This is a genomic window from Paenibacillus humicus NBRC 102415 (genome assembly GCF_004000905.1).
Lineage (GTDB): Bacteria > Bacillota > Bacilli > Paenibacillales > Paenibacillaceae > Paenibacillus_O > Paenibacillus_O humicus.
On sequence record NZ_BIMD01000029.1, the window covers coordinates 38,021 to 61,700 of the forward strand.

A 23,680-nucleotide genomic window follows, 5' to 3' on the forward strand; every position below is an offset into this window, starting at 1 on the left:
CTCGGTTGCTTGCGGTGTTCTCCGATCGTTGCCGTCATCTTCCATTCTACTCCTCCCCCTCTCGGAATCCAACCCTCAAAGGCAAGTTGGGCGCAGGGTCAATCCCGGGTATGCCGATTAGCTTCAGCTGAGTTTCGGTAATAATAGCAGAAGAAAGCTATGCCGGAAGGAGACGGAAAAGAGTCATGCGATACGATGTCGTCATTGTCGGGGGCGGACTTGCGGGACTGAGCGCGGCGGTTCAGCTGGGCCGCTACAACCATAAGGTGCTGGTCGTCGATTCCGATAACGGGAGATCGAACTTCTGCCTTCGTTACCAGAATCTGATCGGCTGGAAGAACGGGGTCGGCGGTCCGGAGCTGCGCAAGGCGGGCAAGGAGCAGGCGGAAAAGGTCGGCGTCAGGTTCGTCAAGGGAAAAGCCGTCACAGCGAAGGCGGACGGAGCGGAAGCGTTCGTCATCGAGACGGATGCCGGAGAGCGGTACGAGGGGCGGAGGCTGCTGCTGGCGACAGGCGTCATGGACAGGCTGCCGCCGCTCGAGGGACTGGTTCCTTGTCTCGGCATCAGCATCTACGTCTGCCCGGATTGCGACGGCTACGAGCTGTCTGGCCGGAGAGCGATCGTCATGGGCTCGGGAAATCCGGGAGCGCATATGGCGGATATCCTGACTTATTGGACGCAGGATCTGGTCTATGTGAACCATGAGCAGCAGGAAGTCGCTCCCGATCTCATGGACAAGCTCCGGCAGAAGGGCGTCGAAATCATGGAGGAGCCGATCCGCCGCCTGATCATCCGGGATGAGCAGCTGCAGGGAATCGTCCTGGAGTCGGGCAAGGAAATCGAGGGAGGCAAGGCATTCGTCGCCTTCGGCGGCAACGAGGTGCGTTCCGGACTGGCGGCGCAGCTCGGCGTCGCGCTGCACGGCAACCGCCATATCGAAGCGGATCCGCGCACCAAGATGACGAATGTCCGGCATGTGTGGGCTGCAGGCGATGTCCTTGCGCATTCGGAGCAGGCTTCCATCGCCATGGGCGACGGCTGCCAGGCGGCGATCTGGATACACAAGAGCCTCATCGAAAAGGATGGGAGCAAGGCGCTGAGGCCTTTGGAGGCGGCGGCTGAGCAGGGAATAGAGTTGGAGGAATGCAGGAATGTAGGAATGTAGGAATGTAGGAATGTAGGAATGCAGAATGTAGGAATGTAGGGATGTAAAATGTAGGAATGTTGAATGCTGAATGTAGGAATGTTGAATGTTGAATGTAGGAGAAGGGGAACGTTTTGCTGCGCATTGGAAACAGGCTGTGGCTATACTGATCAGCAGTTGCGGGCAACCGTCTGGTTCAGACAGGGCTGACGAATGGCAGGAAGCTTTGCTTCCGGCGATCCGGCAGCCCTCTTTGTGGTCGTGAGAGGTGTCCAGGAGACGAAGCGGCCTATTAGTTGGATTATGGGAGATACAATAGGATGTTGGTAGGAACGACAAAGACGGGTTTTCCGCCTTATTCTTTGAGTTTAGGAAAAATAGGAACGAGTAAGACGAATTTTTCGTCTTACTCCTTGAGTTTAGGGGAAATAGGAACGATTTAGACGAATTTTTCGCCTTATTCCTTGAGTTTAGGGGAAATAGGAACGAGTAAGACGAATTTTTCGTCTTATTCCTTGAGTTTAATTGGAAGCCAGCGTTTAGGATGTCCAGAAATGGAGCGGGTTCTCCGACAATCTGAGTGTGCATGTTGTCGTGGCCCATTCACCGGACCTGACCGTGAAATTCCGGAAACGCTAATCAGCGTAACAGTTGCCGATCCCGTTTCGGACGGGTGGCCGATCTTTGTCATGACGATTCGGATATCGGCCAGTGGACGTTGGACGGGTTCAGTGTCTACATGCGGCGGTTCTTACAGTCGAGCCGCCCAGCGCGATCCAGCCTTTCGCCAAGCGAGACTTTCCAGCTCTCCAACCGGTTGCTGCGACCGCCGCAAAGGGCTGCGCAAATCCGGACGATACCGTAGAGGCACCAGACCAGTTCGTACGAAGCGCCCACGTCTCTTTCTATGATGGCGCTGGGATTGTTTCGAATCATGGAAACCCTCCTTTCTCCTTATGTCCGTTGTCGGTGACAGCGTATCAAATCGGCCCGCATGAATCCACTTTTTTACATTTTATTGACGGAATGGCTCATCATCTTCCTTTTTCCGTATACCGGCGTTAAAATGAGGCTCTAGAACAAATGTTTGGAGCCGCCGAACAACGGAGGAGGACAGGCGATGCCGTTCCAGTTCAAGGCCGGGGATTATCCCGACACGCCCGGCTGCTACCTGATGCGCGACGCATCGGGCCGTCTGCTGTATGTCGGCAAGTCCAAGAAGCTGAGGAGCCGTCTGCGTTCCTATTTTCATACCAATCATAAACGCAAGCGGCTGAGAGAGCTTGTCGGCCTCATCGATTCCATCGAAGTGCTGCTCGTCAACAACGAAACCGAGAGCCTGCTGCTGGAAAACAATCTGATCAAGATTCATAAGCCGCCTTACAATCGAGCGCTGAAAAAGGACAATAGCGGCTACGCCTACCTGATGCTGACCGCCGAAAGGATTCCAAGGCTGGACGTTTACTATCGCGACCGCCGCGAGCAGGGGAGCGAGACCGCCTCTTCCGCCGAGGCGGCTGGTCAAACATGCCGGCCCTTCCAGTCCAAAGAATCGAATGCTCCGGGCGCCTTGAACGCCTCGAACGAGCCTAACGCTCCCGGCGCATCAAGAAGCGGGTGGAACTCTTCAGCTTCAACAGCCTCGGCTGCGGGCAAGAACAGCGCGACGAATGCGGGACTGGAGCCGAAGCGCTTCGGGCCGTTCGCGAGCGCCCGCTTCCGCAACGAGCTGCTGGAGTTCGTCGCCGACCACTACAAGCTGCGTTCCTGCACCAAGCTGCCCAAGCGGGCTTGCCTGCTCTACCACATCGGCAAATGCAGCGGAATATGCGAAGGCCATATCACCGAGGAGGAGTACGGCGAGAAGGTCAAGCAGGTATCCGAGCTGCTGTTCAGCGGCAGCAAGGAGGCGCTGATCGCGCAGATGTACCGTCAAATGGGCGAATATGCCGAGCAGCTGAAATTCGAGAAAGCCCAGAATATGCTGGGCCATATCCGCAACCTTGAGAAAACGCCGGACAAGCAGATCGTCGACCGCGAGACGAATGTGAACCAGGAGGTTCTGTACTTCGGCGAGGAAGGCGTCATGATCGCCAAGGTTCAGGAAGGCATGCTCCGAGACCTGCAGCTGCACGAGCTGGAGCGCGGGTACGGCGAGGCGGCCTGCGACCGTTTCCTGATCCATCGTTATCGGCACAACACCAAGCCGGACGAGCTCATCGTCAATGCCGTGTCCGATCCGGGAGCGGTTCGCAGGGCGCTCCGCATGCCCGGAGAAGGCCGGGCCCGCCCGCTTCTCATTACGCAGCCCAAGCGCGGATTGAAGCATGCGCTGCTGCAGCTGTGCAAGGAGAACTACGAGTATCGGAAGGGCGGCGGCTGACAGCCGGCCATTGGAGCTTAATTCGGAATGAAGGCTTGCCACCGGATAGTGAGCCTGTCTTCGGACAGCAAACTTCTTCGATAGCAAGCTTGCCTTCGGACAGCAAGCCTGCCTTCGGACAGCAAGCTTGCCTCCCGGATTTCGAAGCTTGCTTATCCTCCTTCTTGGGTAATAGGACATAGTTTGAACGCAGAGGCCGGGATTTGGAGCCGGCGGCGAGCGGAGACAGATCCGTATCGTGCAGGCTTGACCGGATTCAGGCTATTCTGGAGAGGAGGCGCAGCCATGCAGCAGCCGTTGATGCTCGTTACCGGAGCGAATTCCGGCATGGGTCTGGCTACGACCGTCGAGCTTGCCCGATCGGGAGCAAAGGTCGTCATGCTTTGCCGCGACGCTCGGCGCGGAGCGGAGGCGAGGGAGGAAGCCATCCGGCGCAGCGGATCGGGAGATATCATGCTGATGACAGCCGATCTCGGTTCTCTCGACAGCATTAACCGGTTCACCGAAGATTTCCGTGCCCGCTACTCCCGGCTTGACGTGCTCGTGAACAATGCCGGGGTTGTCACCGTGAAGCGGGAGACGACGGAGGACGGCTTCGAGCGGATGATCGGCGTGAACCATCTGGGTCATTTCGCGCTCGTCCACGGATTGATGGAACCGCTCCTTGCAGCGGGGAGCTCACGGATCGTAATCGTCTCCTCCGGCGCCCATAAGGCGGGCAGCATTCATTATCCCGACCCGCATCTTACAAAAGGGTTCAATGTCGTCAAGGGGTATGCCCAGTCCAAGCTCGCAAACCTGCTGTTCGCGCTGGAGCTGAGGAAGCGCTACAGCGATCGAGGGATTCGCGTGCATGCCCTTCATCCGGGGGCCGTTTCGACCAGTCTTGGCGTCAGCCGCGACACCGGCTTCGGCAAGGCTGTCTACAAGCTGCTGAACCCGTTCTTCCAGACGGCTGAGGCAGGCGCTTCTACGGCCATCTACCTGGCGCTGTCGGAAGAGGGAGGAGAGGAAGGAAGCCTGTATTATATCAAAAGCAAGCCGGCCGAGCCTTCCCGCAAGGCTTTGGATGAAGAAATGGCCGCGCGGCTCTGGCGATGGAGCCAGCAGCAGACCGGCTTGGTCTGGAGCGAGCCGCCGGCAGCCGTACTCCGCTGAGCTGCGGGATGCGAGCGCTTAGGTCCCAATAGACAAAAAGGCAGCCGGAACTTCCGGCTGCCTTTTCCTTGTATGGCCGAGCGAAACCTCTCTTACCCGGTCCTTCAGCCTTCACGCCCCAGCTTCACGCTCCAGCTTCACACTTCAGCTTCACGCTCCAGCTCCACGCTCCAGCTCCACGCTCCAGCTTCACGCCCCAGCTTCACGCCCCAGCTTCACACTCCAGCATCTCGCACCAGCTTCTCACCATCTTCTCGCTCCAGCCGTTCATCGTCTTCCAAGCTTCTCATGCTTGCGGCCGGACTGCCGCCAGGAAATCCTCCAGCCTGCGCTGGAACAGCTCCGCCTCGTCGAACAGCAGGCCGTGCCCGCTCTTCTCGAACCGATAGGCGGCCGCTCCGGGCAGAGCGGCCGCGAGCTGTTCGGAGGCGGCTCGCGGGACAATGCGGTCGTGAACGCCGTAAAAGACGGCGGAAGGCAGCCCTGCGAGCCTGTTCAGCTCTCCGCTCAAATCCTCGGCCAGCGCCGCCTCGGCCCCCGAGACGGTTCCGGACAGCGAGGCTTCCAGCCCGAGCGAGGCGAACCAGCTCATGAATTCGGGGCTGTGGTAGCGGTAAAACATTTGTTTGGCATACCCGGTCACCATAGCCGGACGGTCGGCCTTGGCTTTGTCGATCAGATCCTTCGTTTGAGCCGCATTCAAGCCATGGGGCCACTCGGCGCTCCTGGCAAGGGAGACGGCGGCGGAGACAAGGGCGAGTCCGGCCAGCTTCTGCTTGCCGTGGCGGACCGCATACCGGATCGAGGCTCCTCCTCCGGTGGAGAAGCCGGCCAGCACAAATCGTTCAAGGCGGAGCGACTGTCTGATATCTTCCAAATCGTCAGCGGTCTGGTCATGGGAATAACCGTTCCATGCGGCGTCCGAACGGCCGAAGCCTCTCAAATCCGGAGCGATGCATCGATAGCCGAGAGCGGGCAGCCGCGCCAGCTGCGCATCGAAGATCCGATGGTTCAGAGGCCATCCGTGAACCAGCAGCAAGGGAACGCCTGCGGAGGGGCCGGAGACATGGACATAGAGGGCGGTGCCGTCCCGGGTTTCAATATAAGGCATGCTGGACCTCCTTTGGACCAAATAAGACTGGACTAAGAGGATATGTCCGCCTTCTTTTTCTTATGAGAAATGTTCTTTCCCTTTTCCTCCTCGCAGAGGCTTCTATTCGAATTCCGGACATGCGATTATACTGGGATTAGACAGAGAGTGGACAAGGAGAGTGTGAGGAGAAATGGAACCTATGACCCCTGATCAGAAAACGGAAATCATCCGTGAAGAGAAATTCGAGATCGTAATCGTCGGCAAGCGGGACCGGGATCTGCATGAGCTGATCGGCAGGCTCGACGAGGAGCTGCTGGAGCGTTATCCCGCCGATGAGATTTTCGGGCTTGATTTTGACAGTCCCAAAGCGGATGAGACGACGTTCGCAGTCGCCTATCTCGGCAGCCGTCCGGTCGCCTGCGGGGCGTTCCGTCCTCTGGAAGAGCCGTATGCGGAGATCAAGCGCTTCTTCGTGGAGAGGGACAGCCGCAAGCTGGGCATCGCTTCCCGCATGCTGGCCTATCTGGAGCGCAAGGCAGCCGAGGCCGGACATGCCGTCATGAGGCTGGAGACCGGGGAGGCGCAGCCGGAAGCGGTCGGCTTGTACAGCAAGTTCGGCTACGAGGTCATTCCGGCATACGGCGAATACGCCGGCTGCGAATCCAGCCTGTGCATGGAGAAAAAGTTGAACAATCGATAGATCGACGCCGGAAAAAAAGGCTGCCGGAGAACTCCTTCAACCTTGCAGGAGATAACCGGCAGCCTGTTTGTTTTGATCATCTGTTACGGTTTCAAAGCGACCTTGATGCAGTCTTCCTTCTTGGTGTCGAACACATCGTATTGATGCTCCGCCTCGCTGAGCGGCAGGCGGTGGGTGATGCTATCCGTCGGATCGAACACGCCTTCCTTGATCTGCTTGTACAGCTCGGGCACGTAGTGGATGACGGGGGCTTGGCCCATGCGCAGACTGATGTTCCACTCGAACAGGCTGTATCGGAATAGACGAAGTAGGCGCCTGTATCGTGATTGTCGTTGGAGTGGCCGCATTGGCTCTCCATCTGGTTCTGGCAGAAGAAGCATTGCCCGCCGTGTAGCCCTAATTTGAGTTTCCAACCGGACTGTATGTAGAATGAAAACATAAGGAGGCGGGAGCCGGGATGAACAAATTCAAATGGCTGTCGGCAGCCGCATATGCCGCCGTTCTGGCGGCCGTCTACTTCTATCATCAGCCGATTATCGCCTGGATGAAGGCTGGCAACGCCCCGGCGGCGCTGATGGCCCTGGCGGCGGCAGGCTTCGCTTTCTTTCCGATTATTCCGTACGGAATCGTGATCGGCGCGCTTGGCTATATGTACGGTCCTCTCGCGGGAGGGCTCATCAGCCTGTTCGGGGCATGGACAGCGGCGCTGCTGATGTTCGGCGCGCTGCGCTATTTCTTCCAGGACAAGGGACGCCAGTGGCTGGGCAAGGTCAGGCAGCTGGACGGCTTCGTGCGCATGACGGAGCGCCATCCCTTCCTGTCCATCCTGATCGCCAGGATGATTCCGGTCATTCCGCAGTATGCGGTCAACGCTTATGCCGCCGTCGCGGGGATTCCTTTCGCGCTGTATGCGGCGGCTTCGGCGCTTGGCAAGGTGCCCGCCATGCTTGTCTATGCGTACGCCGGCCAAAGCCTTGCCGCCCATCCTTCCCGCATCGTCGCCCTGGCAGTGGGGTATATCGCTTTTCTCGGGCTGGTCCTGATCGCCTACAGACGTCTGGCGTCGCGTTCCTGAGAGAGGTTGAATGAGACGGACCCTTCTCGGGTAGAAGAAAGGTAAGGGAACGATGCGGGCGGCCGATCCGGGGGAACCGGAAGCTGCCGGCGATCCGACACGCGCTCCCGGACCAGGGAACAGGAAAGGTGCCGACATCCATGGGCTATGCCTTTATCGCGCTTTACTTGCTGATCATCCTGATCGTGCTCCGTCTCAGCACGATCCTGCTCGTCATGACCGGCATGGAGCCGAGCCAGTCCAGCTTCCAGGCCGCATCCATGCTGACCGGAGCCGGCTTCACGACGTCCGAATCGGAGCTCGTCCTGCGCCACCCTGTCCGCCGCCGGATCGGTCTGGCGCTCATTCTATTCGGCGCCTTCTCCTTGGCGGTGCTTATCTCGGTCATCAGCAGCCTGATCTCCGAGAACGACCATATGTCCGTGCTTGCGGCTGTGGCTGCCCTGCTCGCCTGCGCCTGGCTTCTTCTGAGAGTGCCTGCGGCCAACCGCCGAGTCGCCCACTGGATCGCGAACCGGGTTCCGTCCCATACGGAAGGAGCTCCGGTTCCGGTGGAGGAGCTGGCGGACGACCTGCACCAGGAGGACGTCATGGGCATCCAGATCGCGGAGGATTCGCCATGGCTCGGCTTGACCTTGAGGGAAGCGCTGCCCGAGGGCGAGGAGATCGTCCCTCTGGCCATCAAGCGCGACGGCCGCAAGATCCGCAAGGACCGTTGGGAGACGCCGATCGAAGCCGGCGACTTCGTGCTGCTGTATGGCGAGGAGGAAGCGATCCAGGCTTCTTGCCGGGCGGTTTCGGCTTCCGGGGCGCCGTCAAGGAGGAACGCCGATGACGGTGAGGAAAGGTAGGAAATTCGACTACGGAATGGATTTCGCAGCCATCGATTTCCGCAGTCGGCCCGAGCTGTACACGGTCGGCAGGGGAGAGCAGGGCGTGCTCATGATCGAGCCGTACAAGAGCGAGATTCTTCCTTTTTGGCGTTTCAAAACACCGGATGCAGCGGAGGAGTCCTCCCGAAAGATCCTGGAGCTGTTTTGCGGTTATAAGGAAACAGCTGACTTTCCCGGCATGGACATGGCACGCAAATTTCTGCAGATGGGCTATACGAGAGCGAGAAGGTACGCCAATCATCGGAGCGGCCGCAAGTACGACCCGGAGACGGGAAAGGAATTGCCGCGGGAAATCGACGAGGTTAAGGCCCGTTCCGCAGCTATTTTCAAGGAAGCCTGGGATTCAGCCCGGAAAGACCCGGATTATATTCGAATGAAGCAGGAGCATATAATCAATTACGAGCAGGAAGGTTAGGCTTTCTGTCCCAAAGGAAGGCAGGAAAGAACGGATGGCTTTGACGGAAATGAACGAAAACACCTTCCTCGCGCTTGGGCGCATCCACCGCAGGGAGGCTCTTTTCTTTTCGACGCCCTTATGCGGAACATGCCGGGTGGCGGAGAGGCTGCTGGAAGCTGCCGCTTCCATCGGCGGCACGGTGCCGGTGAGCAAAATCAATATCAACTTCGCTCCGAAGCTGCGCGAGAAGTGGCAAATCCGAAGCGTGCCCGCGCTTGTCATTCTGGAGAACGGCCAGCCGGTCGAGACCGTCTATGCGATGCAATCGGCGGCAGCGCTGTTTATGAGGCTGAAGAAACCGGGTATAGAGGCTTAATGGAAGAACCTGGGCCTAAAGGGCTAAAATCTTTCTTATTCATGGGAAAATATCTTTCATGAGTAAGAATTCATTTCTTTTTGTAACCGCTTGCTATGACATGGAGGAGAAAATTTTCGGCATATAGTTCAAAATGAGCAGATTATAAGTTATGATAGTTAACATATTCTTATTGAAAAAAGCGTAACAGCACGATCAGCCTCTTACTTTCACTTTATCGGAACGGAGGTATGCCATGATTTCTTTCCGGCAGGTCAACAAGCACTTCGGGAATTTTCATGTCCTTCAGGACATCAGCCTCGATATCGCCGAAGGCGAGGTCGTCGTCATCATCGGGCCTTCCGGATCGGGCAAAAGCACGCTTCTGCGCTGCATCAACCGGCTGGAGGACATCTCGGACGGCGTGCTTGAGGTGGACGGCGCGGCCGTGCATGACAAGGGGACGGACATCAACGCTCTCCGCCGCCGCATCGGCATGGTTTTCCAGCATTTCAACCTGTATCCGCATCTCAAGGTCATCGACAATATTACGCTCGCTCCGGTGAATGCCGGAGGGGTAAGCAAGGAAGAAGCGCGCAAGACCGCCAAGATGTATCTCGAAAAGGTCGGCATTCCCGACAAGGCGGATTCATACCCGTCCGAGCTGTCGGGCGGCCAGCAGCAGCGGGTTGCCATTGCCAGAGGCCTGGCCATGAAGCCCAAGATCATGCTGTTCGACGAGCCGACCTCGGCGCTGGATCCGGAGGTCATCGGAGAGGTGCTCAGCGTCATGAAGCTGCTCGCCAAGGAAGGCATGACGATGGTCGTCGTTACCCATGAGATGGGCTTTGCCCGCGAAGTGGCGGACCGGGTCGTGTTCATGGACGGCGGACGGATCGTCGAGGAAGCGAAGCCGGCGGACTTCTTCGAACGTCCGCAGCAGCCTCGCGCCCGCGACTTCCTGAGCCGGGTCATCAACCACTAAACCAGATAAAGAAAAGGGGAAACGGACAATGAAGAAAAACAAGCTTTGGGGCGCAGGCGCGACTATGCTGCTGGCAATTGCCCTCGTGGTTTCCGGATGCGGCGCGAAAAACGACAACAACGGAGGCGGCTCCGCAAGCAACGATTCCGCAAGCAACGGTTCCGCTGGAGGCAGCGAGGAATCCGGCATCATCAAGGATATCAAGGACCGCGGCAAGCTCATCGTCGGCGTCAAATACGACACGAAGCTGTTCGGCCTCAAGGATACGGCTTCCGGCAACGTCGAAGGCTTCGACATCGACATCTCCAAGGCGATCGCCAAGAAGATCTTCGGCGACGAGAGCAAGATCGAGCTCAAGGAAGTAACGAGCAAGACCCGCATCCAGATGCTCGACAACGGCGACATCGATCTCATCGTCGCGACGATGACGATTACCGACGAGCGCAAGAAGCAGGTCGACTTCTCCGACGTGTACTTCAAAGCCGGCCAGTCGCTGCTCGTCAAGCAAGGCAGCCCGATCACAGGACTGAAGGACATCACGAAGGATTCCAAGGTGCTTGGCGTCAAAGGAGCGACTTCAATCAAGAACATCGAAGACAAGGTCCCGGGCTTGCGCGTGATGCAGTTCGAGAATTACCAGGAAGCTTTCGCCGCTCTGAAGGCGGGCAAAGGAGATACGCTCACGACCGACAACGCCATTCTGTACGGCATGGCCAAGCAAGATCCGGGCTACACGGTCGTAGGCGGCACGTTCACGGATGAGCCTTATGGCATCGCCGCCAAGAAAGGCAATACCGACCTTGTCGCTCTGGTCAACGAAACGCTGAAGGAAATGAAGGACAGCGGCGAATACGCCACCATCTATGAAAAATGGATAGGCGAGAAGCCTCCGACGGAGTAGGCCTATGCTGGACTTCTCGGTACTGACCAACAACATTGACGATTACCTCGAAGGATTCAAGTATACGATCTATGCCAGCCTGCTTGGGCTGGCAGGCAGTTTCGTGCTCGGCACGCTGATCGCTGTGTTCCGCATTTCGCCTTTTGCGGCTCTTCGCGGCTTCGGCACGGCTTATGTGGAATTTTTCCGCAATATTCCACTGCTTCTGGTCGTTTTCCTTTTCTATTACGGTCTGTCTTCGTTTGGGCTTCAACTGGATGGGTTTACCTCCGGAACTCTGGGACTTATGGTATACACGTCTTCCTTCATTGCCGAAGCGATCCGTGCCGGAATCCAGTCCGTACCGGCAGGGCAGATGGAGGCAGCCCGCTCGACGGGATTGACGTACGTTCAGGCCATGAGATTCATCATTCTGCCTCAGGCAGTCCGTATCGTAATTCCGCCGATCAGCAACCAGTTCCTGAACTTGGTCAAAAACTCCTCCATCCTGGGAGTATTCGCCGGATTGGATCTCATGTATTTCGGCGATCAAGTAAATCTGGACACTTACGATGCGGTCAGCACGTACTTGTTCGTAGGAATGTTTTATCTTATTTTGACTTTTCCGCTTGCCTATGCGACCCGCGTATTGGAGCGGCGGATGGCCAATGCGGCTTAGGTCGGGAGGAGGACGCGACATATGGACTTTGGAGGCGCCTATTCCTGGCATAATCTGCGATTTATACTGGAAGGCTTCGGCTATACGCTGAAACTTGCCTTTGTTGCTATAATATTGAGCTTTGTTCTGGGCGTTGCGAGCGGAGTCATCCGTTACGCGCGAATTCCGGTTTTGTCGGCTATCGTCGGCGCGATTGTAGAGACACTCCGCAATTTGCCGCTGCTGCTGCTCATTTTGTTTGCCTATATCGCGCTTCCCCAGATGGGCATCAAACTATCGATTTTCTGGGCGTCTGTATTGGCACTGACGGCATTCGAGGCTGCGATGATTTCCGAAATTGTCCGCAGCGGGCTGGCGTCTGTCCATAAAGGACTGATTGAAGCAGCGCGCTCCTCGGGTCTCACGTACATCCAGACCCTCCGGCATATCATTTTGCCGATAGGTCTTCGCCGGATGGTTCCGCCTACAGTCAGCCAGTTCATCTCGCTGCTGAAGGACACGTCACTGGCCGTCATTATTTCCGCGCCGGAGCTCATGCACAATGTAGGCATTGTGAGAGGCCAGCAGGAATCATACTTCTTCCCGGTTATCTTCCTCGCCGCCCTCCTCTACTTCCTCGTCAACTACGGCCTCTCCCTGCTTTCCAAGCGATTGGAAGTCAACGAGGGAGCACGCCGCAAGCCGACCGGCAAGAAGGCGGGGCCGGGAGCGGGAACCAAAGCAGCTGCAGAAGCCTGAACATCCCGACGGGGCATGGACATCCATGCCCCGTTCGCTTTACAATGAACTCACTTGCCGTCCACTTTATGACAAACGGGGTCGAAAACATTCATGACAGGGGACATCTTCGCTTTAGTGGCGGCCGGGGGGTTTCTTGCCGCCTTTGTCGATTCTGTCGTCGGAGGCGGAGGCCTCGTCTCCGTGCCCGTCCTGCTGACGGCCGGGCTGCCGCCGCATCTGGCGCTCGGGACGAACAAGCTTGCCGGCACGATGGGCTCGCTTACGAGCACGCTTGCGTTCATGCGCTCCGGCAAGGTGGAGATGAGTGTCGTCAAGCGGCTGTTCCCGCTGACGCTCATCGGCTCAGCATGCGGCACGCTGCTCTTGCAAGCGGTGCCATCCGCATGGCTGAAGCCGCTTGTCGTGGTGCTGCTGCTGGCCATCACCGTCTATACGCTGCTCAAGCGCAGCTGGGGCGGCGAAGGCGTTTACCGCGGCAGCCTGACACGCCGGGCGGGCTTGCTGCTGGCTGCCGCGGCTCTGCTCATTGGCGGCTACGACGGCTTTTTCGGACCCGGAACGGGATCGTTCCTCATCTTCGCCTTCCTTATGGCAGGGTTCGACTTCGTCCGAGCGGCGGGAAATGCCAAGGTGCTCAACTTCGGCAGCAACATCGCCAGCCTCATTACGTTCGCAGGCCTGGGAAGCATCGATTGGACAATCGGCCTGACGATGGGCGTCTTCATGGTCGCCGGCTCGCTCGCCGGATCCCGGCTCGCCATCCGCCAGGGAGCCAAGTACGTTCGGCCCCTGTTCATTGCCGTCAGCTCGTTGTTGATCCTCAAGCAGATCTGGGATCTCGCATCCCGCTAATCTATCGATGAAGGGAAGTCTTTCGATGGCACTTATCCAATGCGATTTTTTCTCCGACGTTCTCGGCTTGTCCTGTTCCATGAACGTAATCCTGCCGCAGCAGACGACCCGTCAGATCGGGATGGAAGGAAAGGCGGGAGAAGGCGGCCGCTACCCGGTGCTGTACCTTCTCCATGGCCTTTCGGACGACCATTCCATCTGGCTGAGGCGCACATCCATTGAACGGTATGCAGCCGGACTCGGCCTTGCCGTCGTCATGCCGGCCGTGCATCGCGGCTTCTACACGGACATGCATCGCGGCGGGCGGTACTGGACCTTCGTAAGCGAGGAGCTGCCGGAGCTCGCCTGCCAGTTCTTCCCGATCTCGCGACAGCGGGAAGACAGCTTTGCAGCCGGCCTGTCTATGGGCGGATACGGAGCGATGAAGCTGGGCCTTGCGCGCCCGGACCGTTTCGCGGCCGTCGCCAGCTTGTCAGGGGCGATGGACACCCGCCGCCGATACGATCAGGGCGTGACGGAACGTCAGGAGATCGAGAATATATTCGGTCCGGAGGAGCAGCTTCCCGGCAGCATCAATGATCTGTTCCACTTGGCGGAGCAGACGGCGGCGCTCCCGGCGGAGCGGCAGCCGATGCTGTATCAATGCTGCGGAACCGAGGACTTCTTGTATGAAGAGAACGTCGAGTTCAAGGAGCATGCTCTTCGTCTCGGCCTGCCGCTTCATTATGAGGAAGGACCGGGCGAGCATGAATGGGGATATTGGGATGCGGCGATCCAGCGCGTGCTGGCGTGGCTCCCGCTCAAGGAAGAAGCGCGCTCGTAGGAGCGCGCTTTTTTTCATGGGAAGCCGGCTTCCACGGATTGCCTGCAACCGTAGAGCCCGGAGATGCGTCAAAGGTAACATAGAGGAAAAAGACAATGGGCAGACTGCTTCTGTGCGCATTGTAATCCCGCAGCATTTCCTTGGGAAAACGAAAAAAGCTCCCCGAAGGGAGCTGATCGATCCGGCAGCGGCCGAGCTTGTCCTAGAGGACGCGGCGAGCCGTGTTGTAGTGGTCTTTCCACCAGCCGGAGTTGATGGTACTGGTCGTGACGCCCGGCTTGCCGTAGGTGTGAACGATTTTGCCGCCGCCGATGTACATGCCGACATGCGTTACAGGAGAGTAGAAGAAGACGAGATCCCCGGGCTTGAGGTTGCTCTTGGAGACGTAGGTGCCGACCTTGGATTGCGCTTTGGACGTACGCGGAAGCGTGATGCCTGCTTTCTTGTAGGCGTACTTCATCAAGCTGGAGCAGTCGAAGTACTTGGTCGTGCTGGTCGAAGCGCCGAATTTGTAAGGAGTGCCCATCTGCGCTTTGGCGGCATTGATGATGGTCGTGGCTTTCGAGGAAGCCGATGCGGTTGCCGCCTCTGCTTTCGGTGCCGACAGGAGAGCGCCTCCGGAAATGGCGATGCTAAGTGCAATCGCAGCGGCTGCGATTTTTTTTGTAAGTTGATTGAGGTTGTATTTCATGATGTATGATTCCTCTCTTCTTGTGGAAGTATTGGAGCGGCTGATCAATTCCGCATAAACACCATAACACAGCTGAAAGCTGCCAACCCTTTCCTCTGAGACCTAAGAACTAGATTTCATGCGGCTTTCTGGCCTTTTGTGAGAATAAAATGAGAAACCTCTCATATCGGTTTAAGCCTTCTTTCAGCTGGCTTTAAGCCCGAAAAGGCGCCAAGCAGACCGGTTTCCGGTTTGCTTGGCGCCTTTGTCATCCTTTCCTTCCGCGTTAGTAGAGCTTATGGACGACATCCTCGAATTCCGGCTCCCTCATCCGGATATCTTCCAGCTCCCCGTACTTTTCAAGCTCACGAAGCACCTGGACGCTGCTGGAGGTTTTCAGATCGCATTCAAGGACGAGCGTACGGTCTTCAAGGGATTTCAGGCGGATGCCGGCAGCAGCTGGGGAGAGCGGCTCCGGACCATGAAGTCCGCCTGCCGCCTCCGTGGCGCTATCGCCCAGGCTTTGAAGCTCGCCGGCCGCGGCCGCGGCGCTCTCCGCCTGCCGGAAGGTCACCTCCATGACGGCGGGCAGCCCGATGCGGGCCCGCAGCTGCGCGATGCCGCCATCATAGTCGAGCTTGCCTTTGCTGATGACGAGCACCCGGCCGCACAGCTGCTCGATATCGTCCATATCATGCGTCGTAAGAAGGATGGTCGTCCGCATCCTCTCATTAATATCGCGCAGGAGAGAACGGATATCCCGCTTGGATGCGGCATCGAGGCCGATCGTCGGTTCATCCAGAATGAGAATGGACGGCTCATGCAGCATCGCCGCCGCCAGATCGCCTCTCATCCGCTGGCCGAGCGACAGCTTGCGGACCGGCGTGTCCATGAAATCCGACAGGCGCAGCAGGTTCTCAAGCTCTTCGATCCGGTCTTTTTTCCGTTCGGGGGTCAAGCCGTACATAGCGGCCAGAATATCGTAGGAATCGCGCAGCGGCAAATCCCACCACAGCTGGGTGCGCTGGCCGAACAGCACGCCGAGCGTGCGCGCGGCTTCCTTGCGCTTGCGGTGGGGATTGATTCCCCCCAGCCTGACTTCTCCTTGGGTGGGATGCAGAATTCCGGACAGCATTTTGATGGTCGTGGATTTGCCGGCTCCGTTCGGACCGATGAATCCGGCGAATTCGCCTTCAGGAATCGTAAAGCTGATGTCCGAAACGGCCTGTTTCGGAATGGAGCGGCGGCTGAACAAGCCGCGCCGCTTGGCCGATGCATCCGGGTCCGGCACCCGGAATTCCTTTGTAAGTCCGATCGCCTCGATCATTTCCATTCTCCTTTTCTTCATGAGCCGGTGCTTTGATAGCGCGACAGGCCGAATTTCCACAGCTTCAGGGACAGGAGGAGCATCACTCCCGATACGGCGACGCTGAGTCCGAGCGTCCAGGCGCCATGGGTGCCGCGAATGATATAGAGAGCGGGCATATAATTAATGAAGGCGACCGGAATAAGTCCGGTAAGCAGCCCCTGCAGCCAGCCTGGATAAATGGTGAGCGGATATTGGGCGGCAGTTCGGGCAGCGTCTTCGGTGAGCACCTGAAGCGCATCGATCCGGGTCAGCCAGAACCCGGACGAGGCTGTCAGCAGTCCAATTCCGAACATAAGGACGGCTCCCGATGCGATAGCGAGTACCGTCAGCGGGATTGCGGTCCAGATGGCGGGATCGTCTTCAAAGATCGCTCCGAGAGAGATGGCGAGCATGGACGCGCCGAGCAGCGTCTCGCCGAATCTGGGAGAGAAGTTTTGCGTCATCAAGATCAGCAGCACGGGCGCCGGGCGCAGCAGCAGTCCGTCGAGATCGCCGCTGACGAGGTATTTCTCCAGATGATGGACATCCGATGCGAAGCTGCGGTACATGGCTTTGGACAAAGTGATTACGGCATACAAATAGCCGGATTCTGCGATGCTCCAGCCCTGAATCGTGCCGAACCGGTGAAGCACGACAGCAAGCAGCGCGAACTCGACCGCATTGATTATCGCCGCGGCGGCAGTGCCGACCCAGAAGTTGAATGTATACTGCATCCGGCTTCGGAAGCTGGAGCGGATCAGAATGCGGTACATAGTCATGAATCGGCTCCATTCGGCTCGGTTCATCCGCCTTGCACCTCCACCCTGCGCCGCATGAAGCCGGTGACGGCCAGGCAGGCGAAAGTGAGCACGACGGACCAGATCAGCGACGGATAGATGGCGGCGATGCCGTCGTAGCCAAGGTAGATCCGGCTCGGTATGTAACTCAGGCTGGGGTAGAAAGACCAGCGGCTGATCCATCCCAGCCAGCCGGGCAGCCACTCGATCGGGATCAGGAAGCCGGACAAGAGAGTGGAAAAAGCGTAGTTCAGCCACTGGAACCAAGAGGATTCCGTCGTCCAGAGCGCAGCTGCGCCGATGAGATAGTGAACGCAGATGGAGAGATAGGCGGCGCAGACTACGGCAGCCGCCGAGGCAGCGGCGGCAGGCAGGGCAGGGAGCCGCAGCGGAACGGCGAACAGGTAGACGATGTACATCGGCAAGCTTTTGTACATTGCCTGGTAAGCGATCTGTCCCCATTCCCTGCACATCAGCTGGTAGAACAAATGCACCGGCCTGGCGAGCTCGGTCGCGATCGCTCCGGTACGTACGAGCTGCGGAATTCCGAGGCCGTTGGAGGTGAAGGAAGTCACCCATAGGAGGCACTGGTTGAGGGCTACATAGGACACAAGACCGGAAAGCCCGTAAATTCCGAGATCCTTGGTCTCGCCGATTCCGGTCCATATCGACAGGTAGATGAAGCCGAACAAGGCGCTGGCAACGTTGTGAAGCAGATGGGATGCGCGGTATTGCAGGTTGCGGTTGAAGCTGGCGCGAGACAGCGCATAGAAAAGCATGAGTCACCTCAGTTCTTCAGATAAGGGGATATCCTCCAAATTAGGTGAAATGCGTAAGAGAGCGGAAGAAGATCATATACCAATACATGCTTTCGGCGCAATCCCTTTTTGACGCATTTTTCCGTATTCTCTGGACAACATAGGAAAGATACGGAAGGGAGGAGTCCAACAATGCCGCAATGGCTGGAAATCGTGTTTCGAACGCTCAGCTCGGTGGTGGTCATGTTTATCGTAACGAAGCTGCTCGGCAAACGCCAAATCTCCCAGCTTTCGTTGTTTGAGTACATAACGGGCATATCCATCGGCAATATCGCCGGCTATATCTCCATGGACACCGATACGCAATGGTATCTGGGGTTTGTCGCGATCGGCACTTGGTCGCTTATGTCGATCGGCATGGAATATGCCACGATGAAAAGCCGGGCTGTCGGCGGTTTTGTCGACGGAAAAGGAACCGTGCTCATCAAGAACGGCTCCATTCTCGAGAAGAACCTATTCAAGGAAAAGCTGACGCTCGACGAGCTTCTCGAACAGCTGCGAAAAAAGAGCGTGTTCAAGGTTTCTGAAATCGAATTTGCCGTGATGGAAAAAAGCGGGGAGATCAACTTGCTGCTCAAAAAGGAAAACCAGCCGCTGACGCCTTCCATGCTAGGCTGGAAAATGTCGAGGGAGCAGGAGACGCAAACCGTCATGATGGACGGTCAAGTGCTGCAGGAGCCGCTCAAGGAGACGGGGCTGGACGAGGATTGGCTGCGCCATGAGCTGGCCAAGCTCAAGGTGAAGCCGGAAAACGTGTTTCTGGCGCAGGTCGACGCCAAGAAGCAGCTGACGGTACAAACGGGTTCACTGGACGGCTCGCTCGAACCGAACAGCCTGACGCCCAGACAGCAGCTGCTCGCAACGCTGCAGCAGGCCAAGGCGGATCTGGATCAGTTCGGCCACTTCGCCCGCACCGACGAAGAAAGGGAGGCCCTTCTGTCCGGATCGCGCCAGCTGGATCAAGTCATCCGCCTCGCGCAGCCGGAGCTGAAGTGACGCTCCCCGTGTTGTTTCTATATTATATAGAAGCTTGTCAGCGATTCTGGCTGGCGCCGCCGGCGTCGCCGGGATTGCCGAAGCTTCCGGTCTCCGGATCGGAGCCGCTGTATTTGCCGATGATCGCCTTGCCGCCGTTTTTATCGGCCTTTTGCTTGATGATCTGCAGAGGAACGGGCATTTCGTTGCCGCCGGCAAAATGCTTCTGCACCAAAATGTTGAACGGCTCCACATAAGGGCTCAGATCGCTGCCGGCCCAGGATTCGCGGGAGTACTCGACGAATTGGTTCACCAGATCGCGATTGGCCGTAATGTGAACCTCCTGAACCGCAGGAGCGAGCTTGCGGACGCGCACGGCGATCGTCTGCTTCAGCTTGCTCGAGAGCTCGTTGTGGTCGTTGACCGAGAAATACGAATTGTAGGGTGTGACAAGCTGGCGGTTGTCCCACTTGTCGCTGCCGGTCTGATGGTTGTAAACGCCCTCCATCCAGCCGCCGTTGTTCTGCTCGCGGATGACCTTGCTGCCGCTGCGGACCGCATGGGTGGCTGTGCCGTCGAGCACGATGCCGACATAGGCGTTCTTGTCGGTCAGCATGACGATGGCTTGTCCGATCCCGTTGAGGCGGGTGACGTCGCGGGAGAGCTGAGAGCTGTATTCGAAGAAGCGGTTATGGTGCTGGGTGGAATCGGTGCCGAGCGTTCCGTACATCCGGCTTCCTTGCATTTTGGGATCGTTCTTCTGGCGGGTGCCGTAATTCTGGTCGCTGTTCTGGACATGCTGCTTGTAGCTGCAGCCTCCGAGCAGCAAGGATAAGATCAGGGCGGAAGCAAGTACCCGTGATGGCTGTCTCATGAAGTGGGCCTCCCCTTTCGTTTGTGGCGAGTGCCTATAGGATTCGCCCCGGAGGAGTAAATATGCGGTCCCGGACCTATACATAATTGACCATGGGTTTGGTGAACAATGATAAGGAGGACAGGCGTTCAAACCATGAATTGGAAGCCTTTTTCGGTGTCCGAAGCTCTTTTTGACAGCTTTGAGAACAATTTGTGAACTCTCTGTGGAACATTGACAATTAGGGGCTTCAACTTTATATTTAATAAAGTAATTGACATGCAGGAGTTGCCATTTTTACAGCTGTGCATGAAGCATTTGCCTCAAGACGTACATAAGGAAGAGAAAGCGTTTCACCGGTTGAATCCGGGTGGTTTTCCAACTCCTACAATCGTTCCGTAAACGGATGACTGCCTTCCGGCGGTTCTCCGTTTTTGCTTGGGCAAATGCCGAAAACGTCAAAAGTGGGGTTGATGAATGATGAAACGGTGGCATCTTGCACGACGTCTCCTGCCGTTGCTCGCAGGAATGGCTCTGTTCCTATCGGCATGCGGACGGGCCGACTTGTCCACGCTGAGGCCGCAGGGTCCGGTGGCGCTCGAACAATTCAATCTGATGAAGCTCACCATCACGATCATGGTGCTCGTTATCGTGGTTGTTTTCGCACTATCCTTTTATGTAATCGTCAAATTCCGCCGTCGTCCCGGAGACAACAAGGTTCCGGTACAAGTGGAAGGCAACCACAAGCTCGAGATCATCTGGACCGTCATTCCGATCGTTCTCCTTCTGATTCTTGGCGTTCCTACGGTCCAGTCGGTATTCGGCCTGGCCAAGGATTATTCCAAGGACGACAACGCCGTACAGGTCATCGTGACCGGCCATCAATACTGGTGGGAGTTCGAATATCCTCAGTACGGAATCAAGACCGCTCAGGAACTGATGATTCCGACAGGCAAGACGATCTCCATCTCCGCCAAATCCGCGGACGTCATCCACTCGTTCTGGATTCCATCGCTTGCCGGCAAGATCGATACGAACCCGGGAAGCAACGTCAATAAAATGTACTTCAGCTCCAAGCATGACGGAGTCTACCTCGGCAAATGCGCCGAGCTGTGCGGACCTTCCCATGCTCTCATGGACTTCAAGGTGAAGTCCGTCAGCAGCGATTCCTTCGACCGCTGGGTAGCGGGAATGAAGGAGCCTGGACAGCTGCCGGCCGATGCGGCCATCAGCGACGTGTTCCAGAAGCAATGCCTCACCTGCCATGCGGTAGGCGACAAAGGCCTGCAGCTGTATCCGAACCTGACCAACATCGGCGACCGTGAAACGATCGGCGGCATCCTGGTCAACACGGACGATCCGAAGTATAAAAACGAAGGCTCGACTTACGACAACCTGAAACGGTGGATCTCCGATCCGCAAGCGGTTAAGCCGGGCAACTCCATGCCGAAGGTTGACCTGACTAAGGAACAGATCGACGGCATCGCCAAGTATCTGTCCGAATACAAGCAGAAGTAGCATTCACCTATCGGTATTGAAGGGGGTACCAGCCTTGGCTCACGCACATCCGGTCAAGCGCCATACCGGTCTCATGGACTGGCTGACGACTGTCGACCACAAAAAAATCGGCATTCTGTATTTGATTGCCGGCGGATTCTTCTTCCTGATCGGCGGCCTCGAGGCGCTGCTGATCCGGGTTCAGCTCTGGAAGCCGCTCAACAACTTCGTCGGCGCGGACACGTACAACGAGCTGCTGACGATGCACGGCACGACGATGATCTTCCTCGCGGCGATGCCTGTCATCTTCGCGCTCATGAACGCGATCGTGCCGCTGCAGATCGGCGCGCGCGACGTCGCCTTCCCGTTCGTCAACTCCCTCGGCTTCTGGACGTTCTTCTTCGGCGGCCTGCTGCTCAACATCAGCTGGCTGGCCGGCACCGTTCCGGATGCGGGCTGGACATCCTACGTTCCGCTCGCCAGCCCTACATATAATGTAGACAAAGGCGTCGACTTCTACGTTCTCGGCCTTCAGATCGCCGGTATCGGCACCCTGATCGGCGGCATCAACTTCCTGGTCACGATCATCAACATGCGCGCTCCGGGCATGAGCTTCATGAGAATGCCGATGTTCACCTGGACGGCATTCATCACCTCAGCCCTGATCCTGTTCGCTTTCCCGGCCCTTACCGTCGGCCTGGTCGCGCTTATGTTCGACCGGCTGTTCGAAGCCAACTTCTTCGAAGTGGCGGGCGGCGGCAACACCGTCCTATGGGAGCATATCTTCTGGATCTTCGGCCACCCGGAGGTTTACATCCTGATTCTCCCGGCTTTCGGGGTCATCTCCGAAGTCATCAGCACCTTCTCGCGCAAGCGGCTGTTCGGTTACAGCTCGATGGTATTCGCCACCGTCCTGATCGGCTTCCTCGGCTTCATGGTATGGGCCCACCATATGTTCACGGTAGGCCTGGGACCGGTAGCGAACGCGCTGTTCTCCATCGCAACGATGCTGATCGCGGTTCCGACCGGAATCAAGATCTTCAACTGGATCTTCACGATGTGGGGCGGCTCGATCCGCTTCACCTCCGCCAACCTGTTCGCCGTCGGCTTCGTTCCGACGTTCGTCATGGGCGGGGTGACCGGCGTCATGCTGGCCGCGGCTCCGGCCGACTTCCAGTATCATGACAGCTACTTCGTCGTTGCCCACTTCCACTACGTCATCGTAGGCGGCCTCGTGCTCGGCCTGTTCGCCGGCCTGCACTACTGGTGGCCGAAGATGTTCGGCCGCGCGCTGAACGAGTTCATCGGCAAGCTGACGTTCTGGACGTTCTTCATCGGCTTCCATCTGACGTTCTTCGTGCAGCATTTCCTCGGCCTCATGGGCATGCCGCGCCGGATCTGGACGTACCTGGACGGACTGGGCTTCAACACGATGAACCTGATCAGTACGATCGGCGCCTTCCTGATGGGCCTCGGCACGATCTTCTTCATCATCAACATCATCGTTACGGCTGCCAAGCCGAAAAACGCAGGCAACGATCCGTGGGAAGACGGCCGCACGCTGGAATGGTCGATCCCGTCCCCGGCTCCTGAATACAACTTCGCCCAGACTCCGCTCGTCCGCGGGTACGACGCTCTATGGAAAGAGAAGATGGACGGCAACGAAGGCATGTCGCCTGCGGAGCCGATCGGCCCGATCCACATGCCGAGCCCATCGATCCTTCCGTTCCTGATGTCCGTCGGCCTGTTCATCGCCGGCTTCGGGTTCCTGTACGCGAAGAACGACTGGAACAATGCATTTGTCTCCAACATCTTCGGCAACCATATCGTGGCTGGCCTAGGCCTCGCGATTACGCTGGGATGCATGGTCGTCCGCTCGCTCAAGGACGATCACGGCTTCCACATCGAGCCGGAAGAAATTACGGGCAAGGGGGTTAAGGCATGAGCGCACATTCGCATCTAGACGGCAAGCTGCCTCATGAACCGGAACGCGCGACCCTCGAAGGACGCAACAAGGTTCTCGGATTCTGGCTGTTCCTTGGAGGAGAGACGGTACTGTTCGGCACTCTCTTCTCCGCCTTCCTGGCGCTTCGCGATCAGGTCGGCGACGGCAACCCGACTTCTCAAGAGCTGTTCAAGCTGGCCACGGTGGCGATTGCTACCGTCATCCTGCTGACATCCAGCTTGACGAGCGTATTCGCCATCCAGGCGATGCACCGCGGCCAAGTGAAGGCGATGCAGAACTGGCTCATCGTAACCGTCGTGCTCGGCCTTGCCTTCCTCGGCCTCGAGGTTTACGAGTTCATCGAGTACACGCATGAAGGCCATCAGTTCAGCACCAGCGCCTTCAGTTCCTCCTTCTATACGCTGGTCGGCTTCCACGGAGCCCACGTCGCGCTCGGCGTCGTGTGGATCTCGCTGCTGATCGGCCAGGTTTACCGCAAGGGCCTGACCGTCGTCACCGCGCCGAAGGTATATGTCGCCGGCATGTACTGGCACTTTATCGACGTCGTCTGGGTATTCATCTTCACCGTCGTTTATTTGATGGGAAAGGTGGGGTAAC

General features: G+C 57.6%; 23 protein-coding genes and 2 pseudogenes. 18 read left to right on the forward strand and 7 right to left on the reverse strand.

Annotated features, from left to right (window positions below; genetic code table 11):
* The first annotated feature begins 185 nt into the window (after positions 1-185).
* The 3 genes from PHU01S_RS16755 (at position 186) to PHU01S_RS16765 (ending at position 4,686) form a co-directional block, all read left to right on the forward strand.
* On the forward strand, positions 186-1,166 hold the full coding sequence (locus tag PHU01S_RS16755) for an NAD(P)/FAD-dependent oxidoreductase (RefSeq protein WP_127508655.1): 981 nt from the start codon (positions 186-188) through the stop codon (positions 1,164-1,166).
* A 1,099-nt stretch (positions 1,167-2,265) separates the two neighbouring features.
* Entirely contained in the window at positions 2,266-3,528 is a 1,263-nt protein-coding gene (locus tag PHU01S_RS26705) for a GIY-YIG nuclease family protein (RefSeq protein ID WP_246029262.1), read from the forward strand.
* 285 nt (positions 3,529-3,813) lie between these two features.
* Positions 3,814-4,686 carry an SDR family oxidoreductase gene (locus tag PHU01S_RS16765; RefSeq protein WP_127508659.1) on the forward strand — a complete coding sequence of 291 codons (873 nt, stop codon included), beginning with the start codon at positions 3,814-3,816 and terminating at the stop codon, positions 4,684-4,686.
* 286 nt (positions 4,687-4,972) lie between these two features.
* On the opposite strand, the gene PHU01S_RS16770 is transcribed toward PHU01S_RS16765, so the two are convergent.
* A complete protein-coding gene (locus PHU01S_RS16770; RefSeq protein ID WP_127508663.1) occupies positions 4,973-5,797 on the reverse strand; it encodes an alpha/beta fold hydrolase in 825 nt (274 codons plus the stop codon).
* 181 nt (positions 5,798-5,978) lie between these two features.
* On the opposite strand from PHU01S_RS16770, the gene PHU01S_RS16775 reads away from it, so the two are divergent.
* Entirely contained in the window at positions 5,979-6,479 is a 501-nt protein-coding gene (locus PHU01S_RS16775) for a GNAT family N-acetyltransferase (protein ID WP_048745285.1), read from the forward strand.
* 83 nt (positions 6,480-6,562) lie between these two features.
* Here the strand turns inward: PHU01S_RS16775 and PHU01S_RS16780 are convergent.
* Positions 6,563-6,766: pseudogene (locus PHU01S_RS16780) on the reverse strand (glutathione-dependent formaldehyde dehydrogenase); the annotation flags it as partial.
* Positions 6,767-6,936: 170 nt separating this feature from the next.
* On the opposite strand from PHU01S_RS16780, the gene PHU01S_RS16785 reads away from it, so the two are divergent.
* From PHU01S_RS16785 to PHU01S_RS16830, 10 genes and pseudogenes are all read left to right on the forward strand, one after another.
* Positions 6,937-7,554 (forward strand): TVP38/TMEM64 family protein, encoded by a 618-nt coding sequence (locus PHU01S_RS16785; protein ID WP_021878446.1) that lies wholly within the window; start codon positions 6,937-6,939, stop codon positions 7,552-7,554.
* 128 nt (positions 7,555-7,682) lie between these two features.
* Positions 7,683-8,405 (forward strand): TrkA C-terminal domain-containing protein, encoded by a 723-nt coding sequence (locus PHU01S_RS16790; RefSeq protein WP_164763096.1) that lies wholly within the window; start codon positions 7,683-7,685, stop codon positions 8,403-8,405.
* Entirely contained in the window at positions 8,386-8,862 is a 477-nt protein-coding gene (locus PHU01S_RS16795) for a DUF4385 domain-containing protein (RefSeq protein ID WP_127508671.1), read from the forward strand. Before PHU01S_RS16790 ends, PHU01S_RS16795 begins: the two co-directional genes overlap by 20 nt.
* Before the next feature lie 34 nt (positions 8,863-8,896).
* Positions 8,897-9,220, forward strand: coding sequence for a thioredoxin family protein (locus PHU01S_RS16800; RefSeq protein WP_048745282.1), 324 nt, complete (start codon positions 8,897-8,899; stop codon positions 9,218-9,220).
* Positions 9,221-9,455: 235 nt separating this feature from the next.
* Entirely contained in the window at positions 9,456-10,184 is a 729-nt protein-coding gene (locus tag PHU01S_RS16805) for an amino acid ABC transporter ATP-binding protein (protein WP_049869078.1), read from the forward strand.
* Between the two features lie 28 nt (positions 10,185-10,212).
* Positions 10,213-11,085, forward strand: a complete 873-nt coding sequence (locus PHU01S_RS16810) for a glutamate ABC transporter substrate-binding protein (RefSeq protein WP_127508674.1) — start codon at positions 10,213-10,215, stop codon at positions 11,083-11,085.
* A 4-nt stretch (positions 11,086-11,089) separates the two neighbouring features.
* Positions 11,090-11,743, forward strand: coding sequence for an amino acid ABC transporter permease (locus PHU01S_RS16815; RefSeq protein WP_127508678.1), 654 nt, complete (start codon positions 11,090-11,092; stop codon positions 11,741-11,743).
* 21 nt (positions 11,744-11,764) lie between these two features.
* Positions 11,765-12,403, forward strand: a pseudogene (locus PHU01S_RS16820) (amino acid ABC transporter permease); the annotation flags it as partial.
* Positions 12,404-12,574: 171 nt separating this feature from the next.
* A complete protein-coding gene (locus PHU01S_RS16825) occupies positions 12,575-13,336 on the forward strand; it encodes a TSUP family transporter (RefSeq protein ID WP_021878454.1) in 762 nt (253 codons plus the stop codon).
* 25 nt (positions 13,337-13,361) lie between these two features.
* Complete coding sequence (locus PHU01S_RS16830; protein ID WP_048745280.1) at positions 13,362-14,159, forward strand: alpha/beta hydrolase; 798 nt, start codon at positions 13,362-13,364, stop codon at positions 14,157-14,159.
* Between the two features lie 202 nt (positions 14,160-14,361).
* On the opposite strand, the gene PHU01S_RS16835 is transcribed toward PHU01S_RS16830, so the two are convergent.
* From PHU01S_RS16835 to PHU01S_RS16850, 4 genes are all read right to left on the reverse strand, one after another.
* Positions 14,362-14,850, reverse strand: coding sequence for a C40 family peptidase (locus tag PHU01S_RS16835; RefSeq protein WP_127508683.1), 489 nt, complete (start codon positions 14,848-14,850; stop codon positions 14,362-14,364).
* A gap of 265 nt (positions 14,851-15,115) precedes the next feature.
* Positions 15,116-16,177 (reverse strand): ABC transporter ATP-binding protein, encoded by a 1,062-nt coding sequence (locus PHU01S_RS16840; RefSeq protein ID WP_307721812.1) that lies wholly within the window; start codon positions 16,175-16,177, stop codon positions 15,116-15,118.
* Positions 16,174-16,983 carry an ABC transporter permease gene (locus PHU01S_RS16845; RefSeq protein ID WP_174806380.1) on the reverse strand — a complete coding sequence of 270 codons (810 nt, stop codon included), beginning with the start codon at positions 16,981-16,983 and terminating at the stop codon, positions 16,174-16,176. The genes PHU01S_RS16840 and PHU01S_RS16845 overlap by 4 nt, the downstream gene beginning before the upstream one ends.
* Positions 16,980-17,753 carry an ABC transporter permease gene (locus PHU01S_RS16850; RefSeq protein ID WP_127508686.1) on the reverse strand — a complete coding sequence of 258 codons (774 nt, stop codon included), beginning with the start codon at positions 17,751-17,753 and terminating at the stop codon, positions 16,980-16,982. The genes PHU01S_RS16845 and PHU01S_RS16850 overlap by 4 nt, the downstream gene beginning before the upstream one ends.
* A 171-nt stretch (positions 17,754-17,924) precedes the next feature.
* On the opposite strand from PHU01S_RS16850, the gene PHU01S_RS16855 reads away from it, so the two are divergent.
* Positions 17,925-18,788, forward strand: coding sequence for a DUF421 domain-containing protein (locus PHU01S_RS16855; protein ID WP_048745276.1), 864 nt, complete (start codon positions 17,925-17,927; stop codon positions 18,786-18,788).
* 37 nt (positions 18,789-18,825) lie between these two features.
* On the opposite strand, the gene PHU01S_RS16860 is transcribed toward PHU01S_RS16855, so the two are convergent.
* On the reverse strand, positions 18,826-19,641 hold the full coding sequence (locus PHU01S_RS16860) for a YhcN/YlaJ family sporulation lipoprotein (RefSeq protein WP_069202510.1): 816 nt from the start codon (positions 19,639-19,641) through the stop codon (positions 18,826-18,828).
* A 456-nt stretch (positions 19,642-20,097) separates the two neighbouring features.
* Here PHU01S_RS16860 and coxB point away from each other — a divergent pair, with 456 nt between their 5' ends.
* The 3 genes from coxB to PHU01S_RS16875 are packed head-to-tail and all read left to right on the forward strand — an operon-like array spanning position 20,098 to position 23,679.
* On the forward strand, positions 20,098-21,138 hold the full coding sequence (gene coxB / locus PHU01S_RS16865) for a cytochrome c oxidase subunit II (protein WP_048745275.1): 1,041 nt from the start codon (positions 20,098-20,100) through the stop codon (positions 21,136-21,138).
* Positions 21,139-21,172: 34 nt separating this feature from the next.
* Positions 21,173-23,062, forward strand: a complete 1,890-nt coding sequence (gene ctaD / locus PHU01S_RS16870) for a cytochrome c oxidase subunit I (protein WP_048745274.1) — start codon at positions 21,173-21,175, stop codon at positions 23,060-23,062.
* Entirely contained in the window at positions 23,059-23,679 is a 621-nt protein-coding gene (locus PHU01S_RS16875) for a cytochrome (ubi)quinol oxidase subunit III (RefSeq protein WP_021878464.1), read from the forward strand. Before ctaD ends, PHU01S_RS16875 begins: the two co-directional genes overlap by 4 nt.
* The last annotated feature ends 1 nt before the right edge of the window (position 23,680 follow it).